We start from the raw sequence: 25,437 nt of genomic DNA, 5'->3' as shown, positions 1-25,437 counted from the left end.
CCGCCCCCCGCCGGGGGGGGGCGCCGGCGGCGGCCCACCCCCCCCCCCCCCCCCCTCCCCGAAAGCGGGGCTCCGCCCCGCACCCCGCATCCGAACGTCGTTCGGATCTGCTCAAGCGCCGCAGGGGCTGAATGTGCCGGACCGGCTGAGATGGCCCGACGAGTCAGTTCAGATGCCGTTCCGCGAACTCGATCTCCAGGCGGACCTGCTTGATCCGTTCCTCCACCACCAGGGAGCCGTGGCCCGCGTCATAGCGGTACACCTCGTGGGTCGCGCCGCGGGATGCGAGGCGGTGTACGTAGTTGTCGATCTGGCGGATCGGGCAGCGCGGGTCGTTGACGCCCGCCGCGATGTAGACCGGGGCCTTCACCGCGTCCACGTACGTGAGCGGTGACGAGGCCTCGTACCGCTCCGGGACCTCCTCCGGCGTGCCGCCGAGGAGCGTGCGGTCCAGCGCCTTCAGGTTCTCCATCTCGTCGTGGTAGGCCGTCACATAGTCCGCGACCGGGACCGACGCCAGGCCCAGGGACCAGGCGCCCGGCTGGGTGCCGAGGCCCAGGAGCGTGAGGTAGCCGCCCCAGGACGCGCCCGCGAGGACCAGGCGGGAGGGGTCGGCCAGACCGGAGTCCACCGCCCATTCCCGTACGGCCGCGACGTCCTCGAGCTCGATGAGGCCGACGCGGTGCTTCAGGGCGTCGGTCCACTCACGGCCGTAGCCGGTCGAGCCGCGGTAGTTGATCCGGACGACCGCATAGCCGTGGTCCACCCAGGCCGCCGGGCCCGCGGCGAACTCGTCGCTGTCGTGCCAGGTCGGGCCGCCGTGGATGTCGAAGACCGTGGGGAACGGGCCGTCGCCGGCCGGGCGCTGGACCAGGGCGTGGACCCTGCCACCGGGGCCCTCGACCCAGACGTCCTCGACCGGCACCGAACCGGGCGCCTTCATGCCGGGCGGGTCGAGCACGACCTTGCCCGTCGTGGAGCGGACCGCCGGCGGGACGGCCGCCGACGACCACAGATATTCGACCGTCCCGTCGGGCCGCGCCGTCGCTCCGCCCACCGAGCCGGGCGGGGTGTCGATCCGGATCAGCTCGCGCGAGGAGAGGTCGAAGCGGTACAGCTCGCTGCGTGCCTCGAAGCTGTGGCCGACGAGCAGTCCCGAGCCGTCCGGATACCACTCGGCACTCACGTCGCCCGGCAGGTCGAGGGCCAGATCGGTCTGCTCGCCCGTGGTCACGTCCCAGATCAGGGGCTCCCAGCGGCCCCCCCGCTGATGCCCGATGAGGAGCCGGGTGTCGCCGTCCACCGGCGCGAAGCCGAGGACTTCGAGGCCCAACTCCTCGGTGCCGCCCTTGGAGTCGTCCAGCTCCGCGACCGTGGATCCGTCGAGCCGCACGATCCGCAGCGCCGCGTGCATCGCGTCGCCGTGCTCGGTGTGCTCGACGGCGATCAGCGTGCCGTCGTGGGAGAGGTCGCCGACCCCGGCCGACTCCTGATGCCGGTAGATCTCGGCCGGCGCTCCCCCGTCCCGTACGACATGGATCATCGTGCCCTCGTCGTCCGTCGAGCGGCCCACGACCACCACCGAGCCGTCGCGGCCGAGGGCCAGGCCCGCAGGGTAGGAGGGGTCGAGGCCGGGGACGGCCGGCTCGTCCGCGCCGCCCTCGAAGGGCTGGCGCATCCACACCCCGAACTCGTCGCCGTCGGTGTCCGCGAACCACCAGACCGCCCGCCCGTCCGGGGTGAGCACGCCATCCGTCGTGCCATTGGGCCGGTCCGTCACCTGGCGCTGCTCGCCGCTTTCCCGGTCCCAGGCGTAGAGCTCATACGTCCCGGTCGCATTGGACACGAACAGCGCACGCTCCGGTGCGTCCTCGGCCCAGTCGGGCAGGGAGACGCGCGGGGCGCGGAAGCGCTGCTCCCAAACGGGCAGGTCGGAGGAGGACTCGGCGGGGGTGCGGGCGTCGTCGTTCATGCCTCCATCAAAGCCGATCGCGGCGATTCCCGTGCGGCCTGTGGATAACTCCGGGTCCCCCGCCGCCGCACGCGGATCCTCGCAGGTGGGGTGGCGTTGTCAGTGGCGGCGTGCAGACTGCGGGCATGACCTCATCCACCGGACTGCGCAAGGCAGTTGAGACGTACTGGGCCGCGGCCGAGGCCCGTGACTGGACGGCGTTCGGGGAGACGCTCGCGGACGATGTGGTGTACGAGATGCCGCAGTCCCGCGAGCGGATCCGCGGCAAGGAGCGCTATCTGCAGTTCAACCGCGAGTACCCGGGCGACTGGCATGCCCAGGTCCTGCGCATCGTGGCCGAGGGCGATGAGGCGGTGAGCTGGATCCTGATGCGGGAGGGCATCAAGGAGAGTTACGCGGTCAATCTGTTCACGGCCGACGCGCAGGGACGCATCGTGGCGATCACCGACTTCTGGCCGGAGCCCTACGAGCCGCCGGCCGGCCGGGAGCACTTGTCGGAGCGGTACTGAGACCGGCCGGCCCCGGGAGGGCTCCCCGGCAAACCGCCCCCGGCACTCCCCGGACCCGCCGAACGGACCGCGCCTACGAAGCCGGCATCGCCTCGGTCTTGTAGATCGTGCCCGCGCACGCGTCGGGGATCGTCACGTCGACGGTCGGCGCACCCGGCTCGGCGGTGTGCGTGAGCAGGACGCTGCCGTCCTGGGTGCCGCCCTCGTCGGTGGCGAGCTGCGTCTCGAGCTCCGAGCCGGTCTGGCCCGAGCCGCCCGAATCCGCGTTGTCCCCGCTCGGTGACGGGTCGGGCGAGGGCTCCACGCTGGGACAGGAGTCCGAGGGCACCCAGGCGAACTGCACCTGGTAGGCCTGCCCGGGCTTGAGCACGACCACGGAGGGCTCGGTGGACGGCGCGGGCAGACCGCTCGCCGGGTCACCGGCCGCGTGGTCCGCGACGCTGATCCTGGAGTCCGAGGCCGCGCCCTGCGCCGTGCGGGTCACGCTGCCGGAGCCGCCGACCGTGCAGTCCACGGTGGACTGGTTGGAGACCGTGAAGGCGCCGTAGACCGTCCCGTCGGGGTGCGCGGCACCGGTCGTCGCGGTGGGCGATCCCAGCATCGACGCATCGCACACCGGAGCGTTGGCGATCACTTCACCGGAGGGGCTGGTGCCGACGGTGGCGCCACCGGACTCGGTCTCGCCCTTGTCGGTCTCGCCCTTCTCCTTCTCGTCCTTCTCCTTCTCGCCGTCCTTGCCCGGCTCCTTGTCGCCCCCGCCGCCCACGGACCCGGCGCCCTCGTCGGAGCCGTCCTCGCCCGGCACGGAAGAGGAGTCGCCGGCGCTGGTGAGGTTGTCGTCGGACGCCGGTGAGGACGCGACGTGGAAGAGAGCCGGCACCGCGGTGCCGATCAGGAGGGCCGCGGCCGCCATCCCCACGACGGCCTGCCGCTTGCGGGCCCGGCGGGCGGGGACGGCACGGCGCAGATGGGCGAGCGCGTCGTCCGACGGCGCGATGTCCTGCACCGCGCCGCGCATCATCCGGCGCAGAGCGAGCTCGTCGGGGCCGAGCTCCGCCTGCGGGGAGTGCTGCGCAGTGTGCTGCGGAAAGTCCTGGGGCAGGTCCTGTGCGTCCTGCCCTCGCTGGTTCGGGTCGTTCTCGGGGCCGCTCGCGCCGTTCACCGTTCCGTACCCACCATGCTGTTGATGCTGTCCGTGCTGCCCGTGCTCGTGGTCGCGCCCCGCCCAGGGCGCACCTCGTTCGTCACGCCCCGCCCAGGACGCGCCTCGTTCGTCGCGCCCCCGGCCGGTGCGGCCCCGACCGTACCGGCTGTCCGGGCCCCGCACCTCATCGGGGCGCCCGCCCGGTCCGTGGTCGTCTCGGTGCTCGCTCATGCGGGTGCCTCCATGGCGACGCGCAGCGCCGCGATCCCGCGTGAGCCGTAGGCCTTGACCGAGCCGAGCGAGAGGCCGAGCGTCTCGGCGACCTGCACCTCGGTCATGTCGGCGAAGTAGCGGAGCACCAGGACCTCGCGCTGGCGGCGCTGCAGGCCGCGCATCGCCTTGATCAGGGCGTCGCGCTCCAGCTGGTCGTACGCCCCCTCCTCCGCGCTCGCCATGTCGGGCATCGGCTTCGACAGGAGCTTCAGGCCGAGGATGCGGCGGCGCAGGGCGGACCGCGAAAGGTTCACCACGGTCTGCCGCAGATACGCGAGCGTCTTCTCGGGTTCGCGGACGCGCTTGCGCGCGGAGTGCACGCGGATGAACGCCTCCTGGACCACGTCCTCGCAGGAAGCCGTGTCGTCGAGGAGCAGCGCCGCGAGTCCGAGCAGGGAGCGGTAGTGCTGTCGGTAGGTCTCGGTGAGGTGGTCGACGGTGGTGCCCGCAGCAGCGGTGGCGTCGGTGCCCGCAGCCATGACGTCGTCAGCGCCGTCGCGCGCGCTGGGTATGCGGGCAGGCTGCGTCGCCGGCATGGGGGCGATCACCGGCATGCCGCTGTCGTCGGGGCGGTTCCTTGGCGGACCGCCGGCCACCACAGCGGGACGCGGACGCCGTTGCGTCCGCGGTCCCGCGAGGGCCATGGAGAACTCGAGTACCTCTGCCACGCCTGTTGGACACGCTTCCCCCCGTCAGGGTTGTACGTGTGTGGCATCACGTTTGTGGCGGGTTTCGCCCCTGACGTGGTGTCGGATGCCGTCATACGTACCAGCTCTTCCCCTATGCCCCATTTTGCTGCGGCGCTTGAAGAGGGCGACCGCATAGACGCTCCCCGCCATGTGCTCGGTTGCACATCGACGGGGAGGAATTCCGGACGCCCCGAGCAGGCCAGTCGCACTGGACTGGACCTGCGGTCCGCACACACAACTTACACAGAAGTTATGCCGGACGAGGAGGGCGGAGGGTCGCCGAAGTCCTGTTTGAAACGGGCATTTTGGCCCTATACCGGCTCAGCCGCTGAACTTTCGGATTCACCGAAGCAAACGGAGAATTCGGACGCCGGAAACAGCGGAAACCATTCCTAAGCGGACCATTCAGCGGCGATCAGCTCGGCGATCTGTGCCGCGTTCAAAGCCGAGCCCTTACGCAAATTGTCCCCGCACACAAAGAACTCGAGCCCGAAGGGATCGTCCAGGGAACGCCGCACCCGTCCCACCCAGGTCGGGTCGGTGCCCACCACATCGGCGGGCGTGGGGAATTCTCCGGCCTCCGGGTTGTCGAAGAGCACCACACCGGGCGAGGTCGAGAGGATCTCGTACGCACGCTGCACCGTGATCTCGTTCTCGAACCGCGCATGGACGGCGAGCGAGTGCGTGGTCACCACGGGCACCCTTACGCAGGTGGCGCTGATCCTGAGGTCGGGGCGGTCCAGGATCTTGCGGGACTCGTTGCGGATCTTCATCTCCTCGGACGACCAGCCGTCGTCCGCGGGCGAGCCCACCCAGGGCACCACATTGAGCGCCACGGGCTCGGGGAACGGCCCGGTGGCGTCACCGACGGCCCGGCGCACATCGCCCGGCGTCGTACCGAGCTCCGTGCCCGCGACCAGCTTCAGCTGCTCGCGCAGCGCCGCGATACCGGCGAGCCCGGCGCCGCTCACGGCCTGGTACGAGGAGACCACCAGCTCCCGCAGCCCGAACTCGGCGTGCAGCGCGCCGACCGAGACGATCATCGAGAGCGTGGTGCAGTTGGGCACCGAGACGATGCCGCGCGGCCGTACCCGTACCGCATGGGGATTGACCTCGGGCACCACGAGCGGCACATCCGGATCCATCCGGAAGGCCGCCGAATTGTCCACGACCACCGCGCCCTTGGCGGCGGCGATCGGCGCCCACTGGGCGGAGACCTCGTCGGGCACGTCGAACAGCGCGATGTCCACGCCCTCGAAGGCTTCCTCCGAGAGTGCGTGGACCTCGACCTCCTCGCCGCGCACGGCCAGCTTGCGGCCGGCCGAGCGCGGGGAGGCGATCAGACGGATCTCGCCCCAGTTGTCCGCGTGGTGGGACAGGATCAGGAGCATGCCCGTGCCGACGGCACCGGCCGCCCCGACCACGGCGAGGGTCGGGGCAGCCCGATGCCGCGGTGGGTTCATCGGCCGGTGCCTCCGTAGACCACGGCCTCGTCGGAGTCGCTGTCGAGGCCGAAGGAGGTGTGCACGGCGCGCACGGCCTCGTTGACGTCGTCGGCGCGGGTGACCACCGAGATACGGATCTCCGAGGTGGAGATCAGCTCGATGTTCACGCCCGCGTCGCTCAGCGCCTCGAAGAACTGCGCGGTGACGCCCGGGTTGGTCTTCATGCCGGCGCCGACCAGGGAGATCTTGGCGATCTGGTCGTCGTAGCGCAGCGAGTCGTAGCCGACCGTGGCCTTGATCTTCTCGAGGGCGGCGGTGGCCTTCTTGCCCTCGGCCTTCGGCAGCGTGAAGGAGATGTCGGTCAGACCGGTCGAGGCCGCCGACACGTTCTGCACGATCATGTCGATGTTGATCTCGGCCTCGGCGACCGCACGGAAGATGTGCGCGGCCTCGCCCGGCTTGTCGGGGACGCCGACGACGGTGACCTTCGCCTCGGAGACGTCATGGGCGACTCCGGAGATGATCGCGTGCTCCACCTGCTGATCCCCTTGCGGCTCGTTGCTGACCCACGTACCCGGAAGACCGGAGAACGAACTGCGTACGTGGATCGGAATGTTGTATCGGCGTGCGTACTCGACGCAGCGGTGAAGCAGGACCTTGGAGCCCGACGCGGCGAGTTCCAGCATGTCCTCGAAGGAGATCCAGTCGATCTTCTTCGCCTTCTTGACCACGCGCGGGTCGGCGGTGAACACACCGTCGACGTCCGTGTAGATCTCGCAGACGTCCGCGTCGAGCGCGGCGGCGAGCGCGACGGCGGTGGTGTCCGAACCGCCGCGGCCCAGCGTGGTGATGTCCTTGCTGTCCTGCGAGACACCCTGGAAGCCGGCGACGATCGCGATGTTGCCCTCTTCGAGGGAGGCGCGAAGGCGGCCCGGCGTGACATCGATGATCCGGGCTTTGTTGTGGACCGAGTCGGTGATGACACCTGCCTGGCTGCCGGTGAACGACTGGGCCTCGTGGCCCAGGTTTTTGATCGCCATGGCGAGAAGGGCCATGGAGATCCGCTCTCCCGCGGTCAACAGCATGTCGAGCTCACGCCCGGCAGGGATCGGGGATACCTGCTCGGCGAGATCGATCAGCTCGTCCGTCGTGTCGCCCATCGCGGAAACCACGGCTACGACCTGATGGCCGTTCCTCTTGGCTTCCACGATCCGCTTGGCGACACGCTTGATGCCCTCGGCATCGGCTACGGAGGAGCCTCCGTACTTCTGCACGACAAGGCTCACGTGCGCTCCTCGCTCAGTCCACTAGTGGGTCGGCTCAGTTTAACGAGCGGACAGCCCTTGCCCCGGACCGGTCACATCGTGAGATGTCCCGCTCACTCAGTGATCACCCCGGGCTGCCGTCCACTCCGGCGGATCACCTGCCCCGGGCCTGGCCGGAGCACTCGGAACGTGTCCTGGTTCACAAGCGAACGCGGCCCGTCGAGCCACGGAACAACCCGCAACGAAATCCGCAGCCGGCAGACCGACTCACCAGCCGGTCAGTATCCGTTGACGCCTGAGAGTAGTGCGGTATTAACTGTCCGTCGCTGTTGCCGCACCAGGGGCACAAGGCCCTATGGGGATAGCAACGGCCAAAGGATTCACCCCAGTTGACAGCTGCGACCGTTATCGCGCCCCAGCCGTTCACAACTCGCTCGCCGCACAGTCCAGCGGCGCTGAAATTCCGGGCCCCCCCCCCCCCCCCCCCCTGCGGGGCGCCCCCGGATGGCGCCCACCAGCCCGCCCTCTGCGTCTCGCCCGGCAACAGCTATTTCTCCGCCCAGCGCATTCAGGATCTGGCGCTGTGGGGTCTCGCCCTCTTCCGACGAGTCGACTTCGTCTATACCGATCTGCACGTGGCCGAGATGTACGAGGCGTTCGGCTACGCGCCCGACGACGCCCGCCGCAAGTTCGTCAAGAATCTGCGGGGTGTACGGGCCAAGGTGAACAACGCCGTCGAGGCGCTCGACCCCGAGGGCCGGCGGCTGCGCGCCCAGCCCATGTCGTCGTTCACCGACAACCCCGCGTACCGCGAGATCCACAGCCATCTGCAGGGGCGCCTCGCGCACGACGCGGACTTCAGGGCCACCTGCGACGCCCTGGTGGACACCTTCCTGTCCGACAAGGTCCTCGACGGCAAGCAGGCCACACCGCATCAGCGCGAGGTGTGCCTCGAGTACGTGTGCGCCGAGGCGCCGCTCTTCCTGGACACCCCCGCCATCCTCGGCGTCCCGTCCTCGCTCAACTGCTACCACCAGCTCCTGCCGATGGCCGAGCTGCTCTACTCGCGCGGCCACGGTCTGCGCGCCTCACGCAACCAGGGCCATGCGATCGTCACGCCCGCCGAAGGAGCCCACTCCGATGACCGCTGAAACCCTGGCACCGCCCGTGATCGACTTCCCGTTCTCCTGGCGCGGCGACCAACTGCCCCGGCAGGTCGAGGAGTTGCGCGAGAAGACCCCGATCCGCCGGGTGCGCACCATCGCCGGCGACGAGGCCTGGCTGGTCTCCTCGTACGCGCTGTGCAAGCAGGTTCTCGACGACCGCCGGTTCAGCCTCAAGGACACCTCGGCGCCCGGCGTACCGCGGCAGTACGCGCTGACGATCCCGCCCGAGGTCGTCAACAACATGGGCAACATCACCGGCGCCGGCCTGCGCAAGGCCGTGCTCAAGGCGCTCAACCCGAAGGCGCCGGGACTGCAGGACTTCCTGCGGTCGTACGCGGCCGAGCTGATCGGCTCGTTCCAGGCCGAGGGTGCGCCGGCGGATCTGCGCGAGCAGTTCACGGACCCGTACTCCTCGGGCCTGCACTGCCACATCCTCGGCATCCCGACCGCGGACGGCGCGAAGCTGATGCGCAGCCTGCACATCGCGTTCATGAACTCGGCGTGCCCCATCACGGGCGCCAAGCTCAACTGGGACCGCGACATGGCGTACATGGTCGAGCGGCTCGACGACCCGGCGACCACGGGTCTGATGGCGGAGCTCGCGGCGCTGCGCGAGGACCCCGAGTACGCGCACCTCACGGACGAGATGCTGGCCACCGTCGGCGTCACGATGTTCGGCGCGGGCGTCATCTCGACCGCGGGCTTCCTCACGATGGCGGTCGTCTCGCTCTTCCAGCATCCACAGCTGTGGACAGAGCTGCGCGAGGACCGCTCGAAGATCCCCGCGGCCGTGGACGAGCTGCTCCGGATCAACCTCTCGATCGCGGACGGGCTGCCGCGGCTCGCGACCGAGGACATCCAGGTCGGCGAGGTCCTGGTGAAGCAGGGGGAGCTGGTCCTCGTCCTGCCCGAGGGCGGGAACTTCGACCCGGAGGCCTTCACCGACCCGCAGCGGATCGACCTGGAGCGGCCGAACAACGCGCAGCACCTGTCGTTCGGCGGCGGCCAGCACTACTGCCCGGCGACCGCCCTCGGCAAGAAGCACGCGGAGATCGCCATCGAGGCGCTCGTCGAGCACGCGCCCGAGCTGCGCCTCGCCGTACCGATCGAGCAGTTGGTGTGGCGTACGGGGTTCATGAAGCGGCTGCCGGAGCGACTGCCCGTGCAGTGGTGACGGTGCGCTGACATGCGTGAGGCCGGTGAGGCGATCCCTCACCGGCCTTACGCATACGGCTACTTGACGGGGCGCAGCCCCAGCGGTCCGGCGATCTCCTCGACCATCACCTTGCCGGCCTCCTCCGCGAGCGCGTCCTCGCCGAGGTCCTGGTCGGTGTCGAGGCCGTCCAGCTCCTCGAGGGGCTGGTTGAGGCGGACATGGGCGACCAGGGACTGCAGGGCGCGCAGCGAAGCCGAGGCGGTGGAGCCCCAGTTGGAGAAGTAGGAGAACTGCCACCACCACAGCGCCTCGGTGGTGCGGCCCGCGCGGTAGTGGGCCATGCCGTGGCGCAGATCCGTGATGACGTCCGCGAGGTCGTCGGAGATACGGCAGGGCACCGGGGCCTTGCGCGGCTCGTACGGGTCGAAGACCTCGGAGTAGACGTCGACCGGGTCGAGCATCTCGGCGAGGCGCTCGCGCAGATCGTCGACATCCGGCTCGGGGCCCAGATCCGGCTCATAGCGCTCGTCGGGCACGATGTCCTCGTGCGCGCCGAGCCGGCCGCCGGCCAGGAGCAGCTGGGAGACCTCGAGCAGCAGGAACGGCACCGCCGAGTCCGGCTCGTCGCCCTTGGCCACCTCGGTCACGGCGACGATGAACGACTCGACCTGATCGGCGATCTGGACCGCGAAGTCGTCCGGGTCCTGAGCCGTCGCATGCAGCGTGGCGTCATTCGCAGTGGACATGGCGTCTCGACCTCCCGTGGGTGCGCCGTGCTGGGGCGCCGTAACGTCATCGGACAGCTCAGACATCGAGAAGCCGCCTTCCTTCGAAGGCCCGGCCGAGCGTGACCTCATCCGCGTATTCGAGGTCGCCGCCGACCGGAAGGCCGCTCGCGAGACGGGTGACCCTCAGGCCCATCGGCTTGATCATGCGGGCCAGATACGTGGCCGTGGCCTCGCCCTCGAGGTTGGGGTCCGTGGCCAGGATCAGCTCGGTGACCGCGCCGTCCGCGAGCCGCGCGAGCAGCTCCCTGATCCTGAGGTCGTCCGGGCCGACGCCCTCGATCGGGCTGATCGCCCCGCCCAGGACGTGGTACTTGCCGCGGAACTCACGGGTCCGCTCGATCGCCACGACGTCCTTGGGTTCCTCGACCACACAGATGACCGCGGGGTCGCGCCGCTGGTCGCGGCAGATCCCGCACTGCTCCTGCTGCGCGACGTTGCCGCACACGCTGCAGAAACGGACCTTGTCCTTGACCTCGAGCAGGGCGTGCGCGAGCCGGCGCACGTCCGTCGGCTCGGCCTGCAGGATGTGGAAGGCAATCCGCTGCGCGCTCTTGGGACCGACGCCGGGCAGCCTGCCCAACTCGTCGATGAGGTCCTGGACCACGCCTTCGTGCAACGGATTGCCTTCCTGCGGCTCTCTACGACATTCGATTGCTACGTACGGTAGTTGGTGCGCGGTGCCCGCAGAAGAGCTGGCTCCTCATGTCACTTGGACGGGCGCACCCGGCACTTCCTAGAACGGCAGTCCTGGGATGCCGCTGCCGCCGCCGAGGCCCTGCGCGAGCGGGCCGAGCTTCTGCTGCTGTAGCGTCTGCGCGTTCTCGTTCGCGGCCTGGACCGCCGCGACGATCAGGTCGGCGAGGGTCTCGGTGTCCTCCGGGTCCACCGCCTTCGGGTCGATCACGAGGCCGCGCAGCTCGCCGGAGCCGGTGACGGTGGCCTTCACGAGGCCGCCGCCCGCCTGCCCGTCGACCTCGGTCTGCGCGAGCTCTTCCTGCGCCTGGGCGAGGTCCTGCTGCATCTTCTGGGCCTGCTGGAGCAGCTGCTGCATATTGGGCTGGCCACCACCGGGAATCACGATCAGCTCCTGGCTCGTAAGACGGTTTCGCGTATCGGCAGGCGGGGGTTTCCGCCTGGAACGAGCCTACGTGCTCCCCGGACGCCACGCCCCAGCACTCTTTCGAGTGACGGGGAGAGGGTCCTATACCTGATGAACAGCCACGTACGGGCGGAAAACCCGCCGGAACGTCACCATGGCCACCCATTGGGCGGTAGGAAGATGCCTGCACATCTGTCCCAGCCGTACCAGCAAGGGAGTGCCGGGTGAGCCAGCCGGGGATGCAGCCCGAGGTGCCGCCTGAAGGCGGGGCCACCGAGGACGCGAGCACAGGGGGCGTGCCCGGGGCACGGGCGGAGGCGGGCGCGAAGGATCTCACCGCACGGCCGTTTCCGCTCGGCGACTGGGGCGAACCGGCCGAGCGGCTCGACGAGCTGTACCGGTGGGTGGAGGACGGGGCGCGGGAGACCGCGGCCTGGTATCTGACCGACCGCGGCTTCAAGCGCCGCGGCGCCCGGGCCCTGCGGCTCGGCTCCGCACTCGGCGCGGTCGCGGGCGCGGCCCTGCCGCTGCTCGATCTGACCTCGGCGGTCGAGGGCGCGGCGCTCTGGGGCTACCTCGCGCTGCTCCTGTCCGTGGCGTGCATCGGCTGCGACCGGTACTTCGGCCTCACGTCCGGCTGGATAAGGGACGTGGCCACCGCGCAGGCCGTGCAGCGCCGTCTGGGGACCCTGCAGTTCGACTGGGCCTCGGAGTCGGTACGGGAGGTCCTCGGCCCGACCGAGGGGACGGCCGGTGAGGCGGCCGAGCGGTGCCTGGGCATTCTGCGCCGCTTCTCGCAGGACGTGACGGAGCTGGTGCGCTCGGAGACGGCGGACTGGATGGTCGAGTTCCGCTCGGGCCCGGCCCCGCTGGTGATGCAGTCGGCGGGCGTCGGCCCGTCCCGCACCGAGGGCCCGGCCCCCACGCGCTTCCCGCTGCCGCGCCCGAACATGCCCCGGCAGCGGCCGCCCGAGGCGCGCTGAGGTTCCTCTCCGCCGAGCCCCCGATCCGCCAACTCCCCTGCCGCGTAAAGGTCTTGCGACGAACTGGTGTGCTTGCAGGGACCAGGCAGGGGTACTCGAGGGTTCCGGACAACCCCGGAATCAGGAGAGGAATCATGACTAGTCAGTACGCATCGTCGCGCGGTAAGTCGCAGACCAACGGTCTGGCGATCGCGGGGCTCACGTGCGGCATCGTGGGCATCTTCATCTTCAACATCATTCTGGGCCCGCTCGCCATCATCTTCGGCGCCGTCGGCCGCCGAAACGCCGGCTCCGGAGGTTCGGGCCGCGGGATGGCCACCGCCGCGATCGTGCTCGGTGTGATCGACGTGCTGCTCTTCGTACTCCTGATGGCGCTGGCCAGCAGCGGCGGCGGATTCTCGTGGCGCATCGGCGGCTGACCCCGTCCCACGGAGCGGGCCCGGCCCTTCAAGGGGCCGGGCCCTTCCGTGTCCGTCGCCGCACCTTGGCAAGGCCCCTGCACACAACGCCCGACAAGGACTACGCTGCCCGGACCTGAACGCTGATCCGAGGAGCGTCTCTTGGCGTGTGACCTGTGGCTTGTCCCCCTCGTCGACGTGCTGTGTCACAGCCCTGACAACCCCTTCTCCGAGGAGCTCGCGCTCTACGACAAGGTCCTCGCCGAGGCGGGATTGCCACCGGTACCGGTGTTCGCGTACATGCCGGGCCTGAGCGGGGATGTGGCACCGGTCGCCGGGTTCGACTACGACGCGCTGCACTTTCTGCGGCGGGCCTATCTGCTGCAGCTGTGCGGCCTCGCCGTGACGCCCGTCGACGAACTCGGCGGGGACTACGAGCAGTTGCTGGAGATGTTCGAGGCGACGGCTCAGCAGTCGCATCTGGTGTGGCACTACGACCACGCCGGCGCCTACGTCCCGGTGGACTTCCCGGTGCCGCTCGTGAGCGATGAACTCCTGGAGTCCGGCGGACCGTTGGGCTCCGCCCAGGCGCTGCTCAGGGAGCTGGAGTTCGTGGCGCCCGCGATCGGCATAGACCCCGCCAACCCGCCGGCCGCGCCCGCCCCGCCCCCGGGCCCCACGGAGCTGGAGGAACCCGCGGCTCCGGCCCCCTTCGACGCCAGCCCCTTCGCACGGGAACGGCATGTGTGGCTGGGGCTGCACGCGGCCGCGACCCGGAGCCTCGGACAGGGTTCGATGATCGTCTTCAGCTGAGCCACGCGAGCGGCGTACCCTGTTTGCGTGGATACGCAAGAAACGCACCCCGATGTGAGCCGAGCCGTGGCCGTCCTGAAGGCGGTCGCCGATCCGACCAGGTTCACCATCCTGTGGGACCTCACGCAGGGTGAGCGCCCGGTCGGTCAGCTCGCCGAGCTGGCCGGTGCCCACGTGGCCGCCGTCTCCCAGCACCTGGCGCGGCTGCGGACCGCGGGCCTCGTCACCTCCCGGCGCGAGGGCACCCGTATCTACTACCGGGCCGCGGGCGACCACGTCCGCGCCCTGCTCGAGGACGCCTTCCTCACCGCACGGGCCACCGCCGACGAGACCGGCGCCCAGGGCGCCGAGGCACAAGCGCCCGCGCGGACCCGTACCGCGCAAGCAGCCGCCGAAGCCCCCGCCCGCGCCCGTAAAGCCGCAGTCCGCAAGGGATCGGGGGCACCCCGTCCGGCGACGGGCGCGTAAGGTGACCGCGCACCCATAGCGTCACCCAGGGGAGGGAAGCCCACGATGCGCGGCACCGGCAGCTCTGCGGTCACCCGCAGCACGCTGCGCCAGCAGATCGCGGACGCGCTGCGTGACGAGGTGCTCGCGGGGCGTCTCGCTCCGGGCCAGGAGTTCACCGTCAAGGAGATCGCCGAGCAGTACGGAGTCTCCGCGACGCCCGTACGCGAGGCCCTCGTCGACCTCTCCGCCCAGGGGCTCCTCGACAGCGCACAGCACCGTGGCTTCAAGGTCCACGAGTACTCGGTGGCCGACTACCACGGCATGGTCGAGGCGCGCGCCCTCGTCGCCGAGGCCATCTTCCGCGGGATCGCCGAGCGCGGGATCACCAAGCCCGAGGACGACTTCCTCTCGGTGCGCCGTCGCGCCGAGGAGTCGGCCCGGGCCGCCACCAGCGGCGATCTCAATGTGCTCATCGGTTACGACCTGCGTTTCTGGCGCGAGCTGAGCTCGCTGTTCGGCAATGCGTATCTGACCGGCTTCCTGCACCGGCTTCGCGTACAGGCCTGGGTCTTCGCCGTACCGCTGCTGCGTGCGGCCGGCCCCCTCGATGGCCGCCTGTGGAACGGGCACACCGAGCTGGTGGACGCGGTCGGCCGGCGCGACGCCCAGGCCGCGTACGAGATCATCACCGCGTACAACCGGCACTCCCTTGACCTCGTCGACAAGCTGGTGGGGTGAGCCCCGTTGGCCCTTGAGCTGACGGTCGTCGTCCCCGCCTACAACGAACAGGAACGGCTGCGGCCCACCCTGGACGCGATCACCGCCCACCTCGGCGACAGCCGCGGCTGGGAACTGATCGTCGTCGACGACGGCTCGAGCGACGACACCCGCCGGATAGCCCTGGAAGCGTCGATAGCCGAGCCTCGGATCCGCGTCCTGCCCGGCGACACCAACCACGGCAAGGGCCACGCCCTGCGCCGCGGTGTCGCCGCCTCGCGCGGCGAGCGTGTCCTGGTCACGGACGCCGATCTCGCCGCCCCGATCAGCGAGATCGACCGCCTCGACAAGGCGCTCGCCGACGGCCACGCCGCCGCGATCGGCTCCCGCGCCGCCACCGGCGCTCGGATCGAGAAGCACCAGCATCCACTGCGCGAGACCCTCGGCCGCGCCGGCAATCTCCTGATCCGGCTGCTCGCGGTGCCCGGCATCCGCGACACCCAGTGCGGCTTCAAGCTCTTCGACGGCGAGCGCGCCCGCGCCGCCTTCGCCGCGTCCCGACTGGACGGCTGGGCGATCGACGTCGAGGTGCTGCAGTTCTTCCGACGTCATCATCTGCCCGTGGCGGAGGTCCCGGTGCGCTGGTCCCACCAGGACGGCTCGAAGGTACGCGCCCTCGACTACCTCGCCACGCTGCGCGAGCTCACCGTGCTCAAGGCCCGCTCCCTGGACCGCGGTTCGCTCGCGGTGCTCGGGCTCTTCGTCCTCGCGTCCTTCCTGCTGTACAAGAACCGCTGGACGGATCCGGACGGCCGCTATCTGCCGGACGCGCTGCAGGACCAGAACCAGTGGGAGTGGTTCTTCGACGTCACCGCGCACAACGTCCTGAATTTCGACAACCCGCTGTTCACCGATCTTCAGGGCTTCCCCGACGGTGTGAACCTGATGGCGAACACGGTGATGCTGGGGCTCTCCGTCCCCTTCACGCCCGTCACGGCGCTCTTCGGCCCGGCGCTCTCGCTCCAGCTGGTGATGACGCTCGGTCTCGCCGCGACCGCGTACGCCTGGTACTGGCTGATCCGCCGTCATGTCGTCAACGACGTGGTGCCGTCAGGCACACGGGCCCATGTGGCGGCCGCGATCGGCGGGGCGCTCGCGGCCTTCGCGCCCCCGATGATCAGCCATGCGCACGCGCATCCCAACTTCATCGTGCTCTTCATGATCCCGCTGATCATCGACCGCGCCCTGCGTCTGGTCGAGGGAGAGCACATCGTGAGGGACGGGGTCGTGCTCGGCCTGTTCGCCGCGTATCAGATCTTCCTGGGCGAAGAGCCGCTGCTGCTCGCGGTGATGGGGCTGCTGCTGTTCGCCGCGGGCTATTCGCTCGTCCGCAGGGATGTCTTCGCGGCCGCCTGGCGACCGGTCCTGCGGGGTCTGGGCATCGCGGCGGCGGTCTCCGTCCCGCTGGTCGCGGTCCCGCTGTGGTGGCAGTTCTTCGGGCCGCAGAGCTACTCGGGCGTGATGCACGCACCGAACACCGCCAACAGCCCGCTCGCCCTGGTCTCCTTCGCCGAGCGCTCGCTTGCCGGCGACCGCGAGAACTCCCAGTCCCTGGCGATGAACATCACCGAGCAGAACGCCTTCTACGGCTGGCCGCTCGCCGCGCTCGCGGTGGGCATCGTGGTCCGTCTGTGGGAGCGTCCGCTCGTCAAGGCGCTCGCCTTCACGGCGGCGGGTGCGGCCCTGCTGTCCATGGGCCCGCGCTTCGACCTCCCCGGCACGGCGATCACCGTCACCGGGCCTTGGCGGGCGCTCGCCAACCAACCGCTGCTCTCCGCGGTGATCGAGTCCCGTATCGCGATGATCTGCGCCCCGGTCCTCGGCATGCTGATCGCGCTGGCCCTGACCCGGCTGCGCACGGCCCGCGCCGCCCACCGGGGCTGGGGGTACGCGGCGGTGGCGGCGGCCCTGATCCCGATCGTCCCGCTCCCGCTGAAGGCCGTGGACCGGGTCCCGGTCCCCGCCTTCCTCGCGGACGGTACGTACCGCTCGTACGTCGGCCCCGGCGAGACCCTCGTCCCGGTGCCGCTCCCGGATCCGGGGGTCGCCGAGCCCCTGCACTGGCAGACGGCCGCCGACCTCGGCTTCAAGCTCCCCGGCGGCTACTTCAACGGGCCCTGGGGCCCGGAACGCCAGGGCATCTACGGAGCGGTGCCCCGGCACACCTCCAACCTCCTCGCCGAGGTGCGCGGCAGCGGTGAGGTCCCCGCGCTCGGCGAGGCCTGGCAGGCCCAGGCCCGCGAGGATCTGGCGTACTGGAAGGCGGGCGCACTGGTCCTGGCCCCGCAGCACCATCAGGACGCGCTGCGGGAGACGGTGGTCCGGCTGCTCGGAGGGCAGCAGCCGCAGTTCGTGGGCGGGGTGTGGGTGTGGGATCTGGAGCCCGCCGGATAGCCGGGGGCTACGGCACCGCCTTGCGCTGCTCGCAGCGCTCCTCGGACTCCGGGATCCCGTCTCCCGCAAGGACGTCGTGGTGCGGCACGGCCGCCACCTTCCCGTCCGCGACCCCCATCGACAGGCACCGCGGGCCGAACGGCACGCTCAGGTCGAGCGTGAACTGGATCGCTCCGGCCGAGGACTTGGGGGCCACCACGCGCTCGGCCGGGTAGCCGAGGTCCTTCAGAACGGCCGATACGTCGTCCGGCGTCAGGGCCGCGCGGGACCGCAGGGCCTTGGTGACACGCTCGGTGTGCTCGTCGAAGACACAGGTCTCCACCTTCTCGATGTCCTTCTCCCCCTGCTCCGGTTCGCCCTTCTGCGGCGGTCCGAAGTCCTCGGGGTCGGGCGACGCGCTGCCCTGTCCGTCCGGCAGCGGCACCGGCTCCTGCGGCGGCTCCTCCGCGGCCGGGGCATCCGCCGGCGGCGCGGCCGCCTCGTCCTCGGGCACCTCGCCCAGGTCACCGAGCAGCTCCGCCGGATCCTGGCCGCCGCAGTCCGTCTCGATCGTGCGCAGGGCCTCGGGGAGCGTGAAGGCCTCCTTCACCTCGTCAAGCGAGCCGGGCGCGGGAGCGGACGCCTTCGGCTTCGACGCCGCGTCCGCACGCGCATCCGTACGCGCACCCTGCGCACTCTGCGAACCGCATGCCGCGAGTGTCAGTGCGCTCACCGCGGTGATGACCAGGACAGGAAGTCTTCTCATGGCCGTCAGTCTGGTTTCGGCCGGCGAGCGCGGGATGAGTACGGATACTCACCCCGCGCGGACCTGCCTACTCAACCCCGGGATCCACCCTCAACTGCGCGTCCTCGTCGAGCCGGTACTCCTCGCTGTCCGCGTTGTACGCGTAGAGCTCCGCGTACCGCCCCCAGTCCGTGGCCGTCTCCAGCTGACGGTCGATCTGCTCGCTCGTGTAGTGGTGCGCGAGCAGATCGCGGAAGAAGCCCGCGCGCTGGACGCCCTCGGCCGAGCGCAGCAGGGTCGAGGTGATGAGGTGGACCAGCGGGGCCGCTTCGAGGGCCGCTTCCGCGAACAGCTTCTTCGAGGCCTGGACGTCCGCGCGCGCGAAGGCCGCGCCCGTGCCGGTCAGCCGCAGCTCACCGCCCTCCACCTCGGCGAGGCCGAGCAGTTCCAGGGCGTCTACCTGGGGCAGCATGTCGTCGACCTCGAGGCCCAGGTCATCGGCCAGATCGGCGAGTTCGCTCGCGCCGCCCTCGTGCTGGGCGACGATCTCCGCGAGTCCGGAGAGGCCGTCCACGGACGCCGCCGGCAGCGGGGTCGAGGCCGGGGTGCGGCGGGCGGGGGCCGGTTCGGTGAGCTTCGGGCTGTCCTTCGTACGGCCGGTCATCACCTGGTAGACCGCGTCCACGATCTGCTCGAACTCGGCGGACTGCCGGTCGCGCGGGCGTACCAGAGAGACGTCGAAGGTCTCGCGGATCGTGCCGTACGGACGCGAGCCGAGCACCACCACACGGTCGGCCATCAGGACGGCCTCCTCGATGTTGTGCGTCACGAGCACGACGGCCTTCGTGGGGAACTGGCCCGACTCCCACAGCTCCATCAGCTCACCGCGCAGGTTCTCGGCGGTCAGGACGTCGAGGGCGGAGAAGGGCTCGTCCATCATCAGGACGTCCGGTTCGACGACCAGCGCCCGCGCGAAGCCCACGCGCTGGCGCATACCGCCCGAGAGCTCCTTCGGGTACGCGGACTCGAAGCCGTCGAGACCGATCAGGTCGATGGCCTGGACGGCGGCCTCGGCGCGCTCCTTCGGCCCGACTCCCTTGGCCTCCAGGCCGAGTTCGACGTTCTGCTGGACGGTGAGCCAGGGCAGCAGCGCGAAGGTCTGGAAGACCATCGCCGTACCGGGGTTGGCACCGTGCAGCTCTTCTCCCCGGTAGTTGACCGAGCCGGAGCTCGCCGGGATCAGACCGGCGAGGCAGCGCAGGAGCGTGGACTTGCCGGAGCCGGACTTGCCGAGCAGGGCGACGATCTCGCCCTCGTGGATCTCCAGGTCGATCCCGCCGAGCACGGGCAGTTCGCCGTCGGCGCCGGCGTAGGACTTGGTGACGTTGTTCGCGGCGAGCAGGACCTCGCCGGTGCGGCGGGTGGGGGTTGCGGTGGTCATGGCCCCTCCTCGGGGTCGTAAGAGAAAGCGGGAAGGGGGTGTCAGAGGCTGTAGCGGTTCTCCGCCAGGCGGTAAAGACGGCGCCAGAACAGGCGGTTGAGGCCCACCACATAGAGGCTCATCACGGCGACGCCGGCGAGCAGCCGCGGGAAGTCGCCTTCCTCGGTGGCCTTGAAGATGTACGCGCCCAGGCCGGTGGCCGTCAGCGTCGTGCCGCTGAAGGTGACCACCTCGGCGACGATCGAGGCGTTCCAGGCACCGCCCGACGCGGTGATGCCACCGGTGACGTACGAGGGGAAGACGCCCGGGATGATCAGGCGCTTCCAGCGCTGCCAGCCGCGCACCCCGAGGTCGTCCATCGCCTCCTTGAGGTCGGAGGGGATGGCCATGGCGCCGGCGATGGTGTTGAAGAGGATGTACCACTGGGCGCCGAGCGCCATCAGGAAGATGCAGCCGATGTTGATGTCGAGGCCGGTGCGCAGGAAGAACCACATGGCCAGCGGGAAGAGGAAGTTGGCCGGGAAGCTGGCCAGGACCTGGACGATCGGCTGGGCGATCTTCGCGAGCCTCGGCGAGAAACCGATCTTCACGCCGACCGGCACCCAGATCACCGTAGCGACCGCGACCAGGACCACGACCCGCAGGAGGGTGACGAGGCCGAGGGCGAGCGGTTCGCCGAAGACGCCGAGTCCGGTGTTGTCGTCGAGATAGCGCAGGAGGTCGAAGAGACCCCAGGCGATCAGGGCGGTGGCGATGACACCGAAGACGATGTCGCCGACGCGCCTCTTCGCCGGGTCGACGCTGAGCGGACGGTCGTCGCGGCCGAAGATCCGGCCGGCGCGGTTCACGGCCTCGCGGACGGGGGCGAGGAAGCGGCCGAGGAGTGCGGGCCAGTGCGAGCGGCGCAGGAAGTCCAGGACGAGGGAGCGCTGGACGTGGGTGGCCTCGGACTGCTCGTTCTTGAACTTCTCGGCCCAGGCGGTGAGCGGCCGCCAGAACAGGAAGTTCACGGCGATCACCATCACGGCCATGGTGAGGATGGCCCAGCCCACCTTGCCGAGGTCGCCGTCGCCGATCGCGGCGCCCGCGTACGAACCGACGCCGGGCAGCGTGTAGTTGTGGTTGGCGACGGAGATGGCCTCGGAGGCGACGAGGAAGAACCAGCCGCCGGCGAAGCTCATCATGCCGTTCCAGATGAGGTCGATCGCGCCGGAGGGCAGCTCGATCCGCCAGAAGCGCATCCAGCGGGTGAAGCCGAACGACCTTGAGACTTCGTCGAGTTCACGCGGCAGGCTGGTGAGCGAGGCGTAGAACCCGAAGGTCATGTTCCAGGCCTGCGAGGTGAAGATCGCGAAGATCGAGGCCAGTTCGAGGCCGAGCATCGAGCCGGGGAAGAGGGCGATGAAGCCGGTGGTGGTGATGGCGAGGAAGCCGAGAACGGGTACGGACTGCAGGATGTCGAGCGCGGGGATGAGGATGCGCTCCAGGCGCCGGCTGCGGGCCGCGGCGTACGCGTAGACGAAGGTGAACAGGACCGAGGCGCCGAGCGCGACGAACATCCTCAGGAGGCTGCGGGCCGCGTAGTACGGCAGCTGCGACGGGTCCGTGTTCACGCCGGAGACGTCGGCCGGGTCGACGTTGACAGTCGTGCCCTTGCCGACCTGCAGGATCAGATAGCCGAGGACGAGCACGCCGGCGGCGACCGTGAAGTCGACCCAGGTCATTCCCCGGCGAGGCGTGCGGCTGGTGATGGTGGTCATGGTGGTACCCCCTGTGGGACCGCTGCGGAGCCGGGCGCTGTGCGCGCAGGGTTCAGCGGACCACGGGTCGGGATGAATGCGGAGAAATCGCCACGGGGAAGCGGCGGGGGCCACCCTTGCAGAGGACAGGGGCGGGTCAGTGAGTGCGCTGGAGGCAGTACGTACTGTGCGCGTCGTCGTCAGCCATGACTGCCTCCTCTCTCCTGCATCGCGAGGATCTCGCGGGGTACGGGCCGGCGGGCGGATGCCCAGGCGTGGGCCCCGCGGCAGCGTGACACATACTGGCGCATTTATGCAAATAGAACCCGGGGGCCCCCGGGCGGGGGCGCCCCGGTGTCCGCGAAGCTCCCGGCGGCTCAGCCGGTGACGTACTCGTCGGCCACCGACAGCGCCACGTCCAGCGCCGCCAGGCCCTCCTTGGCCTCCGCCTCGGTGATCGTGCAGGCCGGCACCACGTGCGTGCGGTTCATGTTGACGAAGGGCCACAGACCCTCCTTCTTGCACGCGGCCGCGAACGCGCCCATGGGCGCGGCGTCCTGGCCACTCGCGTTGTACGGCACGAGCGGCTCACGCGTCGCCCGGTCGCGTACGAGCTCGAGGGCCCAGAAGACGCCGAGTCCGCGCACCTCGCCGACGGACGGGTGCCGGGCGGCGAGCTCGTGCAGGGCCGGGCCGATCACGTCCGCGCCGATCTTCGCGGCGTGCTCGACGATGCCCTCCTCCTCCATCACGTTGATGGTCGCGACGGCGGCGGCGCACGCGAGCGGGTGGCCGGAGTAGGTGAGCCCGCCCGGGTACGCCTTGCGCGCGAAGGTCTCCGCGATCGCCCCGTTGATGGCGACACCGCCCAGCGGCACGTATCCGGACGTCACGCCCTTGGCGAAGGTCAGCAGGTCGGGGGCGACGTCGAAGTGGTCGGCGGCGAACCACTTGCCGGTGCGCCCGAACCCGGCCATGACCTCGTCGAAGACGAGCACGATGCCGTACCGGTCGCAGATCTCCCGTACGCCCGGGAGATAGCCCGGCGGCGGCACCATGATCCCGGCCGTGCCCGGCACGGTCTCCAGGATGATCGCGGCGATGGACCCCGGACCCTCGAAGGCGATGGTGTCCTCGAGGTGCTGCAGCGCGCGTGCGCACTCCTGCTCCTCGGTCTCGGCGTGGAACGGCGAGCGGTACAGGAACGGCGCCCAGAAGCGCACGACACCCGCCGAGCCCGTGTCGGAGGCCCAACGCCGGGGATCCCCGGTGAGGTTGATCCCCGTGGCGGTGGCGCCGTGGTACGAGCGGTAGGCGCTCATGATCTTCGGGCGGCCGGTGTGGATCCGGGCCATCCGGGCGGCGTGCTCCACGGCCTCGGCACCGGCGTTGGTGAAGAAGATCTTGTCGAGGTCGCCGGGGGTGCGCTCGGCGATCAGGCGTGCGGCCTCGCTCCTGGCCTCCACCGCGAACGCCGGCGCGAACGTGGTCATCGTCGCGGCCTGCTCCTGGATCGCGGCGACGACCTTCGGGTGCTGGTAGCCGACGTTGGTGTAGACGAGCGCGCTGGTGAAGTCGAGGTACTTGTTGCCCTCGTAGTCCCAGAAGTGCACGCCCTCGGCTCCGGCCACGGCGAGCGGGTCGATGAGCTCCTGGGCGGACCAGGAGTGGAACACATGCGCGCGGTCGGCGGCCTTGACGGCCTGGCCTTTCGCGAGGTCAGCAGCTTCGTGAGGGGTCATGGGGGCGAGCGTAAGTGTCCGCGATACGGACATTCCATCGGCGTCCTGTCCGGCGTCCGGGTGTCGGTCTCGACAGGGCGTCGAGGCCCTGGGGCCGCGCGGGAGTCTGTCGAGGGCGTGCGGTCGCGCGGGAACCTATTGACAGTCTGCTGTCATTGCGACAAGATACTGTCAAGTGGCCGGCAGCGAGCCGCCACCACCGGGAGGCCGAGATGACCCGCAAGCCCGCGCACATCGCCGTCTACGACACCTTCGCCGACTGGGAGACGGGGTACGCGACCACCGGTCTCGTACGAGTCGGATACGAGACCCGGACCGTGGGACCGGACCTGGAGCCCGTCACCACCATGGGCGGGCTGCGCGTCACGCCCGATCTGGCGCTCGCCGACCTGCGCCCCGAGGACAGTTCGCTGCTGATCCTGACCGGCGCCGACCTCTGGGACTCCGGCGACGATCTCGCGCCCTTCGCCCGCAAAGCACGGGAGTTCCTCGACGCCGGCGTACCCGTCGCCGCGATCTGCGGCGCGACCGCCGGGCTCGCCCGCGAGGGGCTGCTCGACGACCGGGCGCACACCAGCGCCATCTCCTTCTACCTGGCCGCGACCGGATACAAGGGCGGCGAACGGTACGTCGAGACGGACGCGGTGACCGACGGAGTGCTCGTCACCGCGGGCCCGACCGAGCCGGTCGCCTTCGCGCGCGAGGTGTTCGCGCTCCTGAAGGTGTACGAGGGCGAGGTACTGGACGCCTGGTACCGGCTGTTCCACGACTCGGACGCCTCCGCGTACGAGATCCTCGAAGCTGCCGAACAGGCGGCGGGAGAGGCGACGGGTCGGGCGCCGGAGCAGGCGGGCCGGGCGTGAGCCGCGCCGAACAGGACCTGCTCAGCCGGACCGCGCTCGGCGTCTTCCGCCTGAACGGTCAATTCCTCGCCGTGAGCGAGAAGTTGGCGGCCCCCGCGGGCCTGACCGCCGCATGGTGGCAGGTCCTGGGCGCCGTACTGCACGAGCCGCTCCCCGTGGCCGGGATCGCCCGCACCATGGGCATCACCCGGCAGAGCGTCCAGCGGATCGCGGACCTTCTCGTCGGCAAGGGCCTCGCCGCGTACGAGCCGAATCCCGCCCACCGCCGCGCGAAGCTGCTCGCACCCACGGCCGAGGGGCGGCAGGCGATCGCTCAACTGGAGCCGGGACACGCCGAGTTCGCCCGGAAACTCGCCCGGGAGCTGGGCCCGGAGGCCTTCGCCGAGACCGTCGCCGTGCTCGACCGGTTGTCCCAAGCGTTGGAAACGGTTGCCGAGCAGTAGCAGAAGCCTCAACTCCCCCGCACTATCCTCGACATGTCGGGCCAGTACGGGGGAGGGCGGCGGCCATGGAGTCACTCGGAGCAGGCGATCCGCAGCGGATCGGTGCGTATCGGATCCTCGGCCGGCTCGGTGCCGGCGGAATGGGGCAGGTGTATCTGGCCCGTTCCGAGCGGGGGCGCACCGTCGCGGTCAAGCTGGTGCGGCAGGAGCTGGCCGAACAGGAGGAGTTCCGGGCGCGGTTCCGCCAGGAGGTGCAGGCCGCCCAGCGGGTGGGCGGCCAGTGGACGGCACCGGTCCTCGACGCGGACACGGAGGCCGCGATCCCCTGGGTCGCCACCGGCTATGTCGCCGGCCCCTCGCTGCAGCAGGTCGTGACCGTCGGGCACGGTCCGCTGCCCGAGCGGTCGGTGCGCGTGCTCGCCACCGGACTCGCGTACGCGCTGAAGGACATCCATGCCGCCGGGCTGATCCACCGCGACCTCAAGCCGTCCAACGTCCTGGTGACGATCGACGGGCCGCGCGTCATCGACTTCGGTATCGCGCGCGCCCTGGAGACGGTCACCGACGGCGGGCTCACCCGGACCGGCGCGCTGATCGGGTCGCCCGGGTTCATGGCGCCCGAGCAGGTGCGCGGTGACCGGATCACGCCCGCGTGCGATGTGTTCTGCCTCGGCTCGGTGCTCGCGTACGCGGCCACCGGCGTGCTGCCGTTCGGTGGCGAGAACAGCGGGGTGCACGCGCTGATGTTCCGTATCGCGCAGGAGGAGCCCGACCTCTCCGAACTTCCGGAGTCCCTGCACGACTTGATCGCCGCGTGTCTGCGCAAGGACCCGGCGTCCCGGCCCACGCTCGACCAGGTCCTCGACCAGGCCGGCGCCGAGGACACGGTGAGCGGCGGGCGCACGCTCGAGCCGTGGCTGCCGGGGATCCTGGTGGCTCAACTGGGCCGGCATGCGGTGGAGTTGCTGGACTCGGAGGACCCCGAGGGACCCGGAGGGCCCGAGCCGGACGGTGCGCCCGCGGCCCCCGGCGAACCCACGCCGGCCACCCCCGCCGCGCCCACCCCCGGCGCTCCCGGCGCTCCCGGCGCTCCCGGCGCTCCCGGCGCTCCCGGCGCTCCCGGCCAGGCGGCCGTCGACCACCTGCCCACCGTGATCGTCGGCC

Annotated in this window: 24 protein-coding genes; 12 read left to right on the top strand and 12 right to left on the bottom strand. The window is 70.5% G+C overall.

Annotation, left to right across the window (positions count from 1 at the left end):
* Nucleotides 1-163: 163 nt before the first annotated feature.
* Nucleotides 164-1,972, bottom strand: a complete 1,809-nt coding sequence (locus JAO81_RS16445; RefSeq protein ID WP_199548604.1) for a prolyl oligopeptidase family serine peptidase — start codon at nt 1,970-1,972, stop codon at nt 164-166.
* Between the two features lie 125 nt (nt 1,973-2,097).
* On the opposite strand from JAO81_RS16445, the gene JAO81_RS16440 reads away from it, so the two are divergent.
* Entirely contained in the window at nt 2,098-2,481 is a 384-nt protein-coding gene (locus JAO81_RS16440; protein ID WP_199548603.1) for a nuclear transport factor 2 family protein, read from the top strand.
* 73 nt (nt 2,482-2,554) lie between these two features.
* Here JAO81_RS16440 and JAO81_RS16435 read toward each other — a convergent pair whose 3' ends face one another.
* The 4 genes from JAO81_RS16435 to JAO81_RS16420 form a co-directional block, all read right to left on the bottom strand.
* Complete coding sequence (locus JAO81_RS16435; protein WP_233415461.1) at nt 2,555-3,856, bottom strand: hypothetical protein; 1,302 nt, start codon at nt 3,854-3,856, stop codon at nt 2,555-2,557.
* Nucleotides 3,853-4,566: a SigE family RNA polymerase sigma factor gene (locus tag JAO81_RS16430; protein ID WP_374194302.1), complete on the bottom strand. Its 714-nt coding sequence runs from the start codon at nt 4,564-4,566 to the stop codon at nt 3,853-3,855. Before JAO81_RS16430 ends, JAO81_RS16435 begins: the two co-directional genes overlap by 4 nt.
* Nucleotides 4,567-4,979: 413 nt before the next feature.
* Complete coding sequence (locus JAO81_RS16425; protein WP_199548602.1) at nt 4,980-6,050, bottom strand: aspartate-semialdehyde dehydrogenase; 1,071 nt, start codon at nt 6,048-6,050, stop codon at nt 4,980-4,982.
* Nucleotides 6,047-7,318 carry an aspartate kinase gene (locus JAO81_RS16420; protein WP_187814996.1) on the bottom strand — a complete coding sequence of 424 codons (1,272 nt, stop codon included), beginning with the start codon at nt 7,316-7,318 and terminating at the stop codon, nt 6,047-6,049. Before JAO81_RS16420 ends, JAO81_RS16425 begins: the two co-directional genes overlap by 4 nt.
* A gap of 368 nt (nt 7,319-7,686) precedes the next feature.
* On the opposite strand from JAO81_RS16420, the gene JAO81_RS16415 reads away from it, so the two are divergent.
* The gene (locus JAO81_RS16415; protein WP_233415460.1) at nt 7,687-8,448 is read left to right on the top strand and encodes a tRNA-dependent cyclodipeptide synthase; all 762 of its coding nucleotides are present in this window, start codon (nt 7,687-7,689) and stop codon (nt 8,446-8,448) included.
* Nucleotides 8,438-9,637: a cytochrome P450 gene (locus JAO81_RS16410; RefSeq protein WP_199548601.1), complete on the top strand. Its 1,200-nt coding sequence runs from the start codon at nt 8,438-8,440 to the stop codon at nt 9,635-9,637. Before JAO81_RS16415 ends, JAO81_RS16410 begins: the two co-directional genes overlap by 11 nt.
* Before the next feature lie 59 nt (nt 9,638-9,696).
* On the opposite strand, the gene JAO81_RS16405 is transcribed toward JAO81_RS16410, so the two are convergent.
* The 3 genes from JAO81_RS16405 to JAO81_RS16395 all read right to left on the bottom strand — a co-directional run bounded on the left by JAO81_RS16405 (nt 9,697) and on the right by JAO81_RS16395 (nt 11,485).
* Nucleotides 9,697-10,365, bottom strand: a complete 669-nt coding sequence (locus JAO81_RS16405) for a DUF5063 domain-containing protein (RefSeq protein WP_199548600.1) — start codon at nt 10,363-10,365, stop codon at nt 9,697-9,699.
* A gap of 58 nt (nt 10,366-10,423) precedes the next feature.
* Entirely contained in the window at nt 10,424-11,023 is a 600-nt protein-coding gene (gene recR / locus JAO81_RS16400; RefSeq protein ID WP_199548599.1) for a recombination mediator RecR, read from the bottom strand.
* Between the two features lie 117 nt (nt 11,024-11,140).
* Nucleotides 11,141-11,485, bottom strand: a complete 345-nt coding sequence (locus JAO81_RS16395; protein ID WP_165335918.1) for a YbaB/EbfC family nucleoid-associated protein — start codon at nt 11,483-11,485, stop codon at nt 11,141-11,143.
* Nucleotides 11,486-11,745: 260 nt separating this feature from the next.
* On the opposite strand from JAO81_RS16395, the gene JAO81_RS16390 reads away from it, so the two are divergent.
* From JAO81_RS16390 to JAO81_RS16365, 6 genes are all read left to right on the top strand, one after another.
* Nucleotides 11,746-12,489: an SLATT domain-containing protein gene (locus JAO81_RS16390; protein WP_199548660.1), complete on the top strand. Its 744-nt coding sequence runs from the start codon at nt 11,746-11,748 to the stop codon at nt 12,487-12,489.
* A gap of 134 nt (nt 12,490-12,623) precedes the next feature.
* Nucleotides 12,624-12,908, top strand: a complete 285-nt coding sequence (locus JAO81_RS16385; RefSeq protein ID WP_199548598.1) for a DUF4190 domain-containing protein — start codon at nt 12,624-12,626, stop codon at nt 12,906-12,908.
* 141 nt (nt 12,909-13,049) lie between these two features.
* Nucleotides 13,050-13,700 (top strand): hypothetical protein, encoded by a 651-nt coding sequence (locus JAO81_RS16380; RefSeq protein ID WP_199548597.1) that lies wholly within the window; start codon nt 13,050-13,052, stop codon nt 13,698-13,700.
* A 27-nt stretch (nt 13,701-13,727) separates the two neighbouring features.
* Nucleotides 13,728-14,168, top strand: a complete 441-nt coding sequence (locus JAO81_RS16375) for a metalloregulator ArsR/SmtB family transcription factor (protein WP_199548596.1) — start codon at nt 13,728-13,730, stop codon at nt 14,166-14,168.
* A gap of 45 nt (nt 14,169-14,213) precedes the next feature.
* Nucleotides 14,214-14,888 (top strand): GntR family transcriptional regulator, encoded by a 675-nt coding sequence (locus tag JAO81_RS16370; RefSeq protein ID WP_199548595.1) that lies wholly within the window; start codon nt 14,214-14,216, stop codon nt 14,886-14,888.
* 6 nt (nt 14,889-14,894) lie between these two features.
* Nucleotides 14,895-17,321 (top strand): dolichyl-phosphate beta-glucosyltransferase, encoded by a 2,427-nt coding sequence (locus JAO81_RS16365; protein WP_199548594.1) that lies wholly within the window; start codon nt 14,895-14,897, stop codon nt 17,319-17,321.
* A 7-nt stretch (nt 17,322-17,328) separates the two neighbouring features.
* On the opposite strand, the gene JAO81_RS16360 is transcribed toward JAO81_RS16365, so the two are convergent.
* From JAO81_RS16360 to JAO81_RS16345, 4 genes are all read right to left on the bottom strand, one after another.
* Entirely contained in the window at nt 17,329-18,066 is a 738-nt protein-coding gene (locus JAO81_RS16360; RefSeq protein ID WP_199548593.1) for a hypothetical protein, read from the bottom strand.
* A 67-nt stretch (nt 18,067-18,133) separates the two neighbouring features.
* On the bottom strand, nt 18,134-19,486 hold the full coding sequence (locus JAO81_RS16355) for a nitrate/sulfonate/bicarbonate ABC transporter ATP-binding protein (protein WP_199548592.1): 1,353 nt from the start codon (nt 19,484-19,486) through the stop codon (nt 18,134-18,136).
* Nucleotides 19,487-19,527: 41 nt separating this feature from the next.
* A complete protein-coding gene (locus JAO81_RS16350; RefSeq protein WP_199548591.1) occupies nt 19,528-21,246 on the bottom strand; it encodes an ABC transporter permease subunit in 1,719 nt (572 codons plus the stop codon).
* Nucleotides 21,247-21,602: 356 nt separating this feature from the next.
* Nucleotides 21,603-22,967: an aspartate aminotransferase family protein gene (locus JAO81_RS16345; protein ID WP_199548590.1), complete on the bottom strand. Its 1,365-nt coding sequence runs from the start codon at nt 22,965-22,967 to the stop codon at nt 21,603-21,605.
* A gap of 212 nt (nt 22,968-23,179) precedes the next feature.
* Here JAO81_RS16345 and JAO81_RS16340 point away from each other — a divergent pair, with 212 nt between their 5' ends.
* The 3 genes from JAO81_RS16340 to JAO81_RS16330 all read left to right on the top strand — a co-directional run.
* Nucleotides 23,180-23,830, top strand: coding sequence for a type 1 glutamine amidotransferase family protein (locus JAO81_RS16340; protein WP_199548589.1), 651 nt, complete (start codon nt 23,180-23,182; stop codon nt 23,828-23,830).
* Complete coding sequence (locus tag JAO81_RS16335) at nt 23,827-24,273, top strand: MarR family winged helix-turn-helix transcriptional regulator (protein ID WP_199548588.1); 447 nt, start codon at nt 23,827-23,829, stop codon at nt 24,271-24,273. Before JAO81_RS16340 ends, JAO81_RS16335 begins: the two co-directional genes overlap by 4 nt.
* A 65-nt stretch (nt 24,274-24,338) precedes the next feature.
* The coding region (locus tag JAO81_RS16330; protein WP_199548587.1) for a serine/threonine-protein kinase at nt 24,339-25,437 on the top strand (1,099 nt) is incomplete at its 3' end.

It is taken from the genome of Streptomyces sp. N35, from assembly GCF_016464295.1.
Taxonomy (GTDB): domain Bacteria; phylum Actinomycetota; class Actinomycetes; order Streptomycetales; family Streptomycetaceae; genus Streptomyces.
The sequence above is the reverse complement of the archived record's forward strand: the minus strand, read 5'-3'. Positions and strand labels throughout refer to the sequence as shown.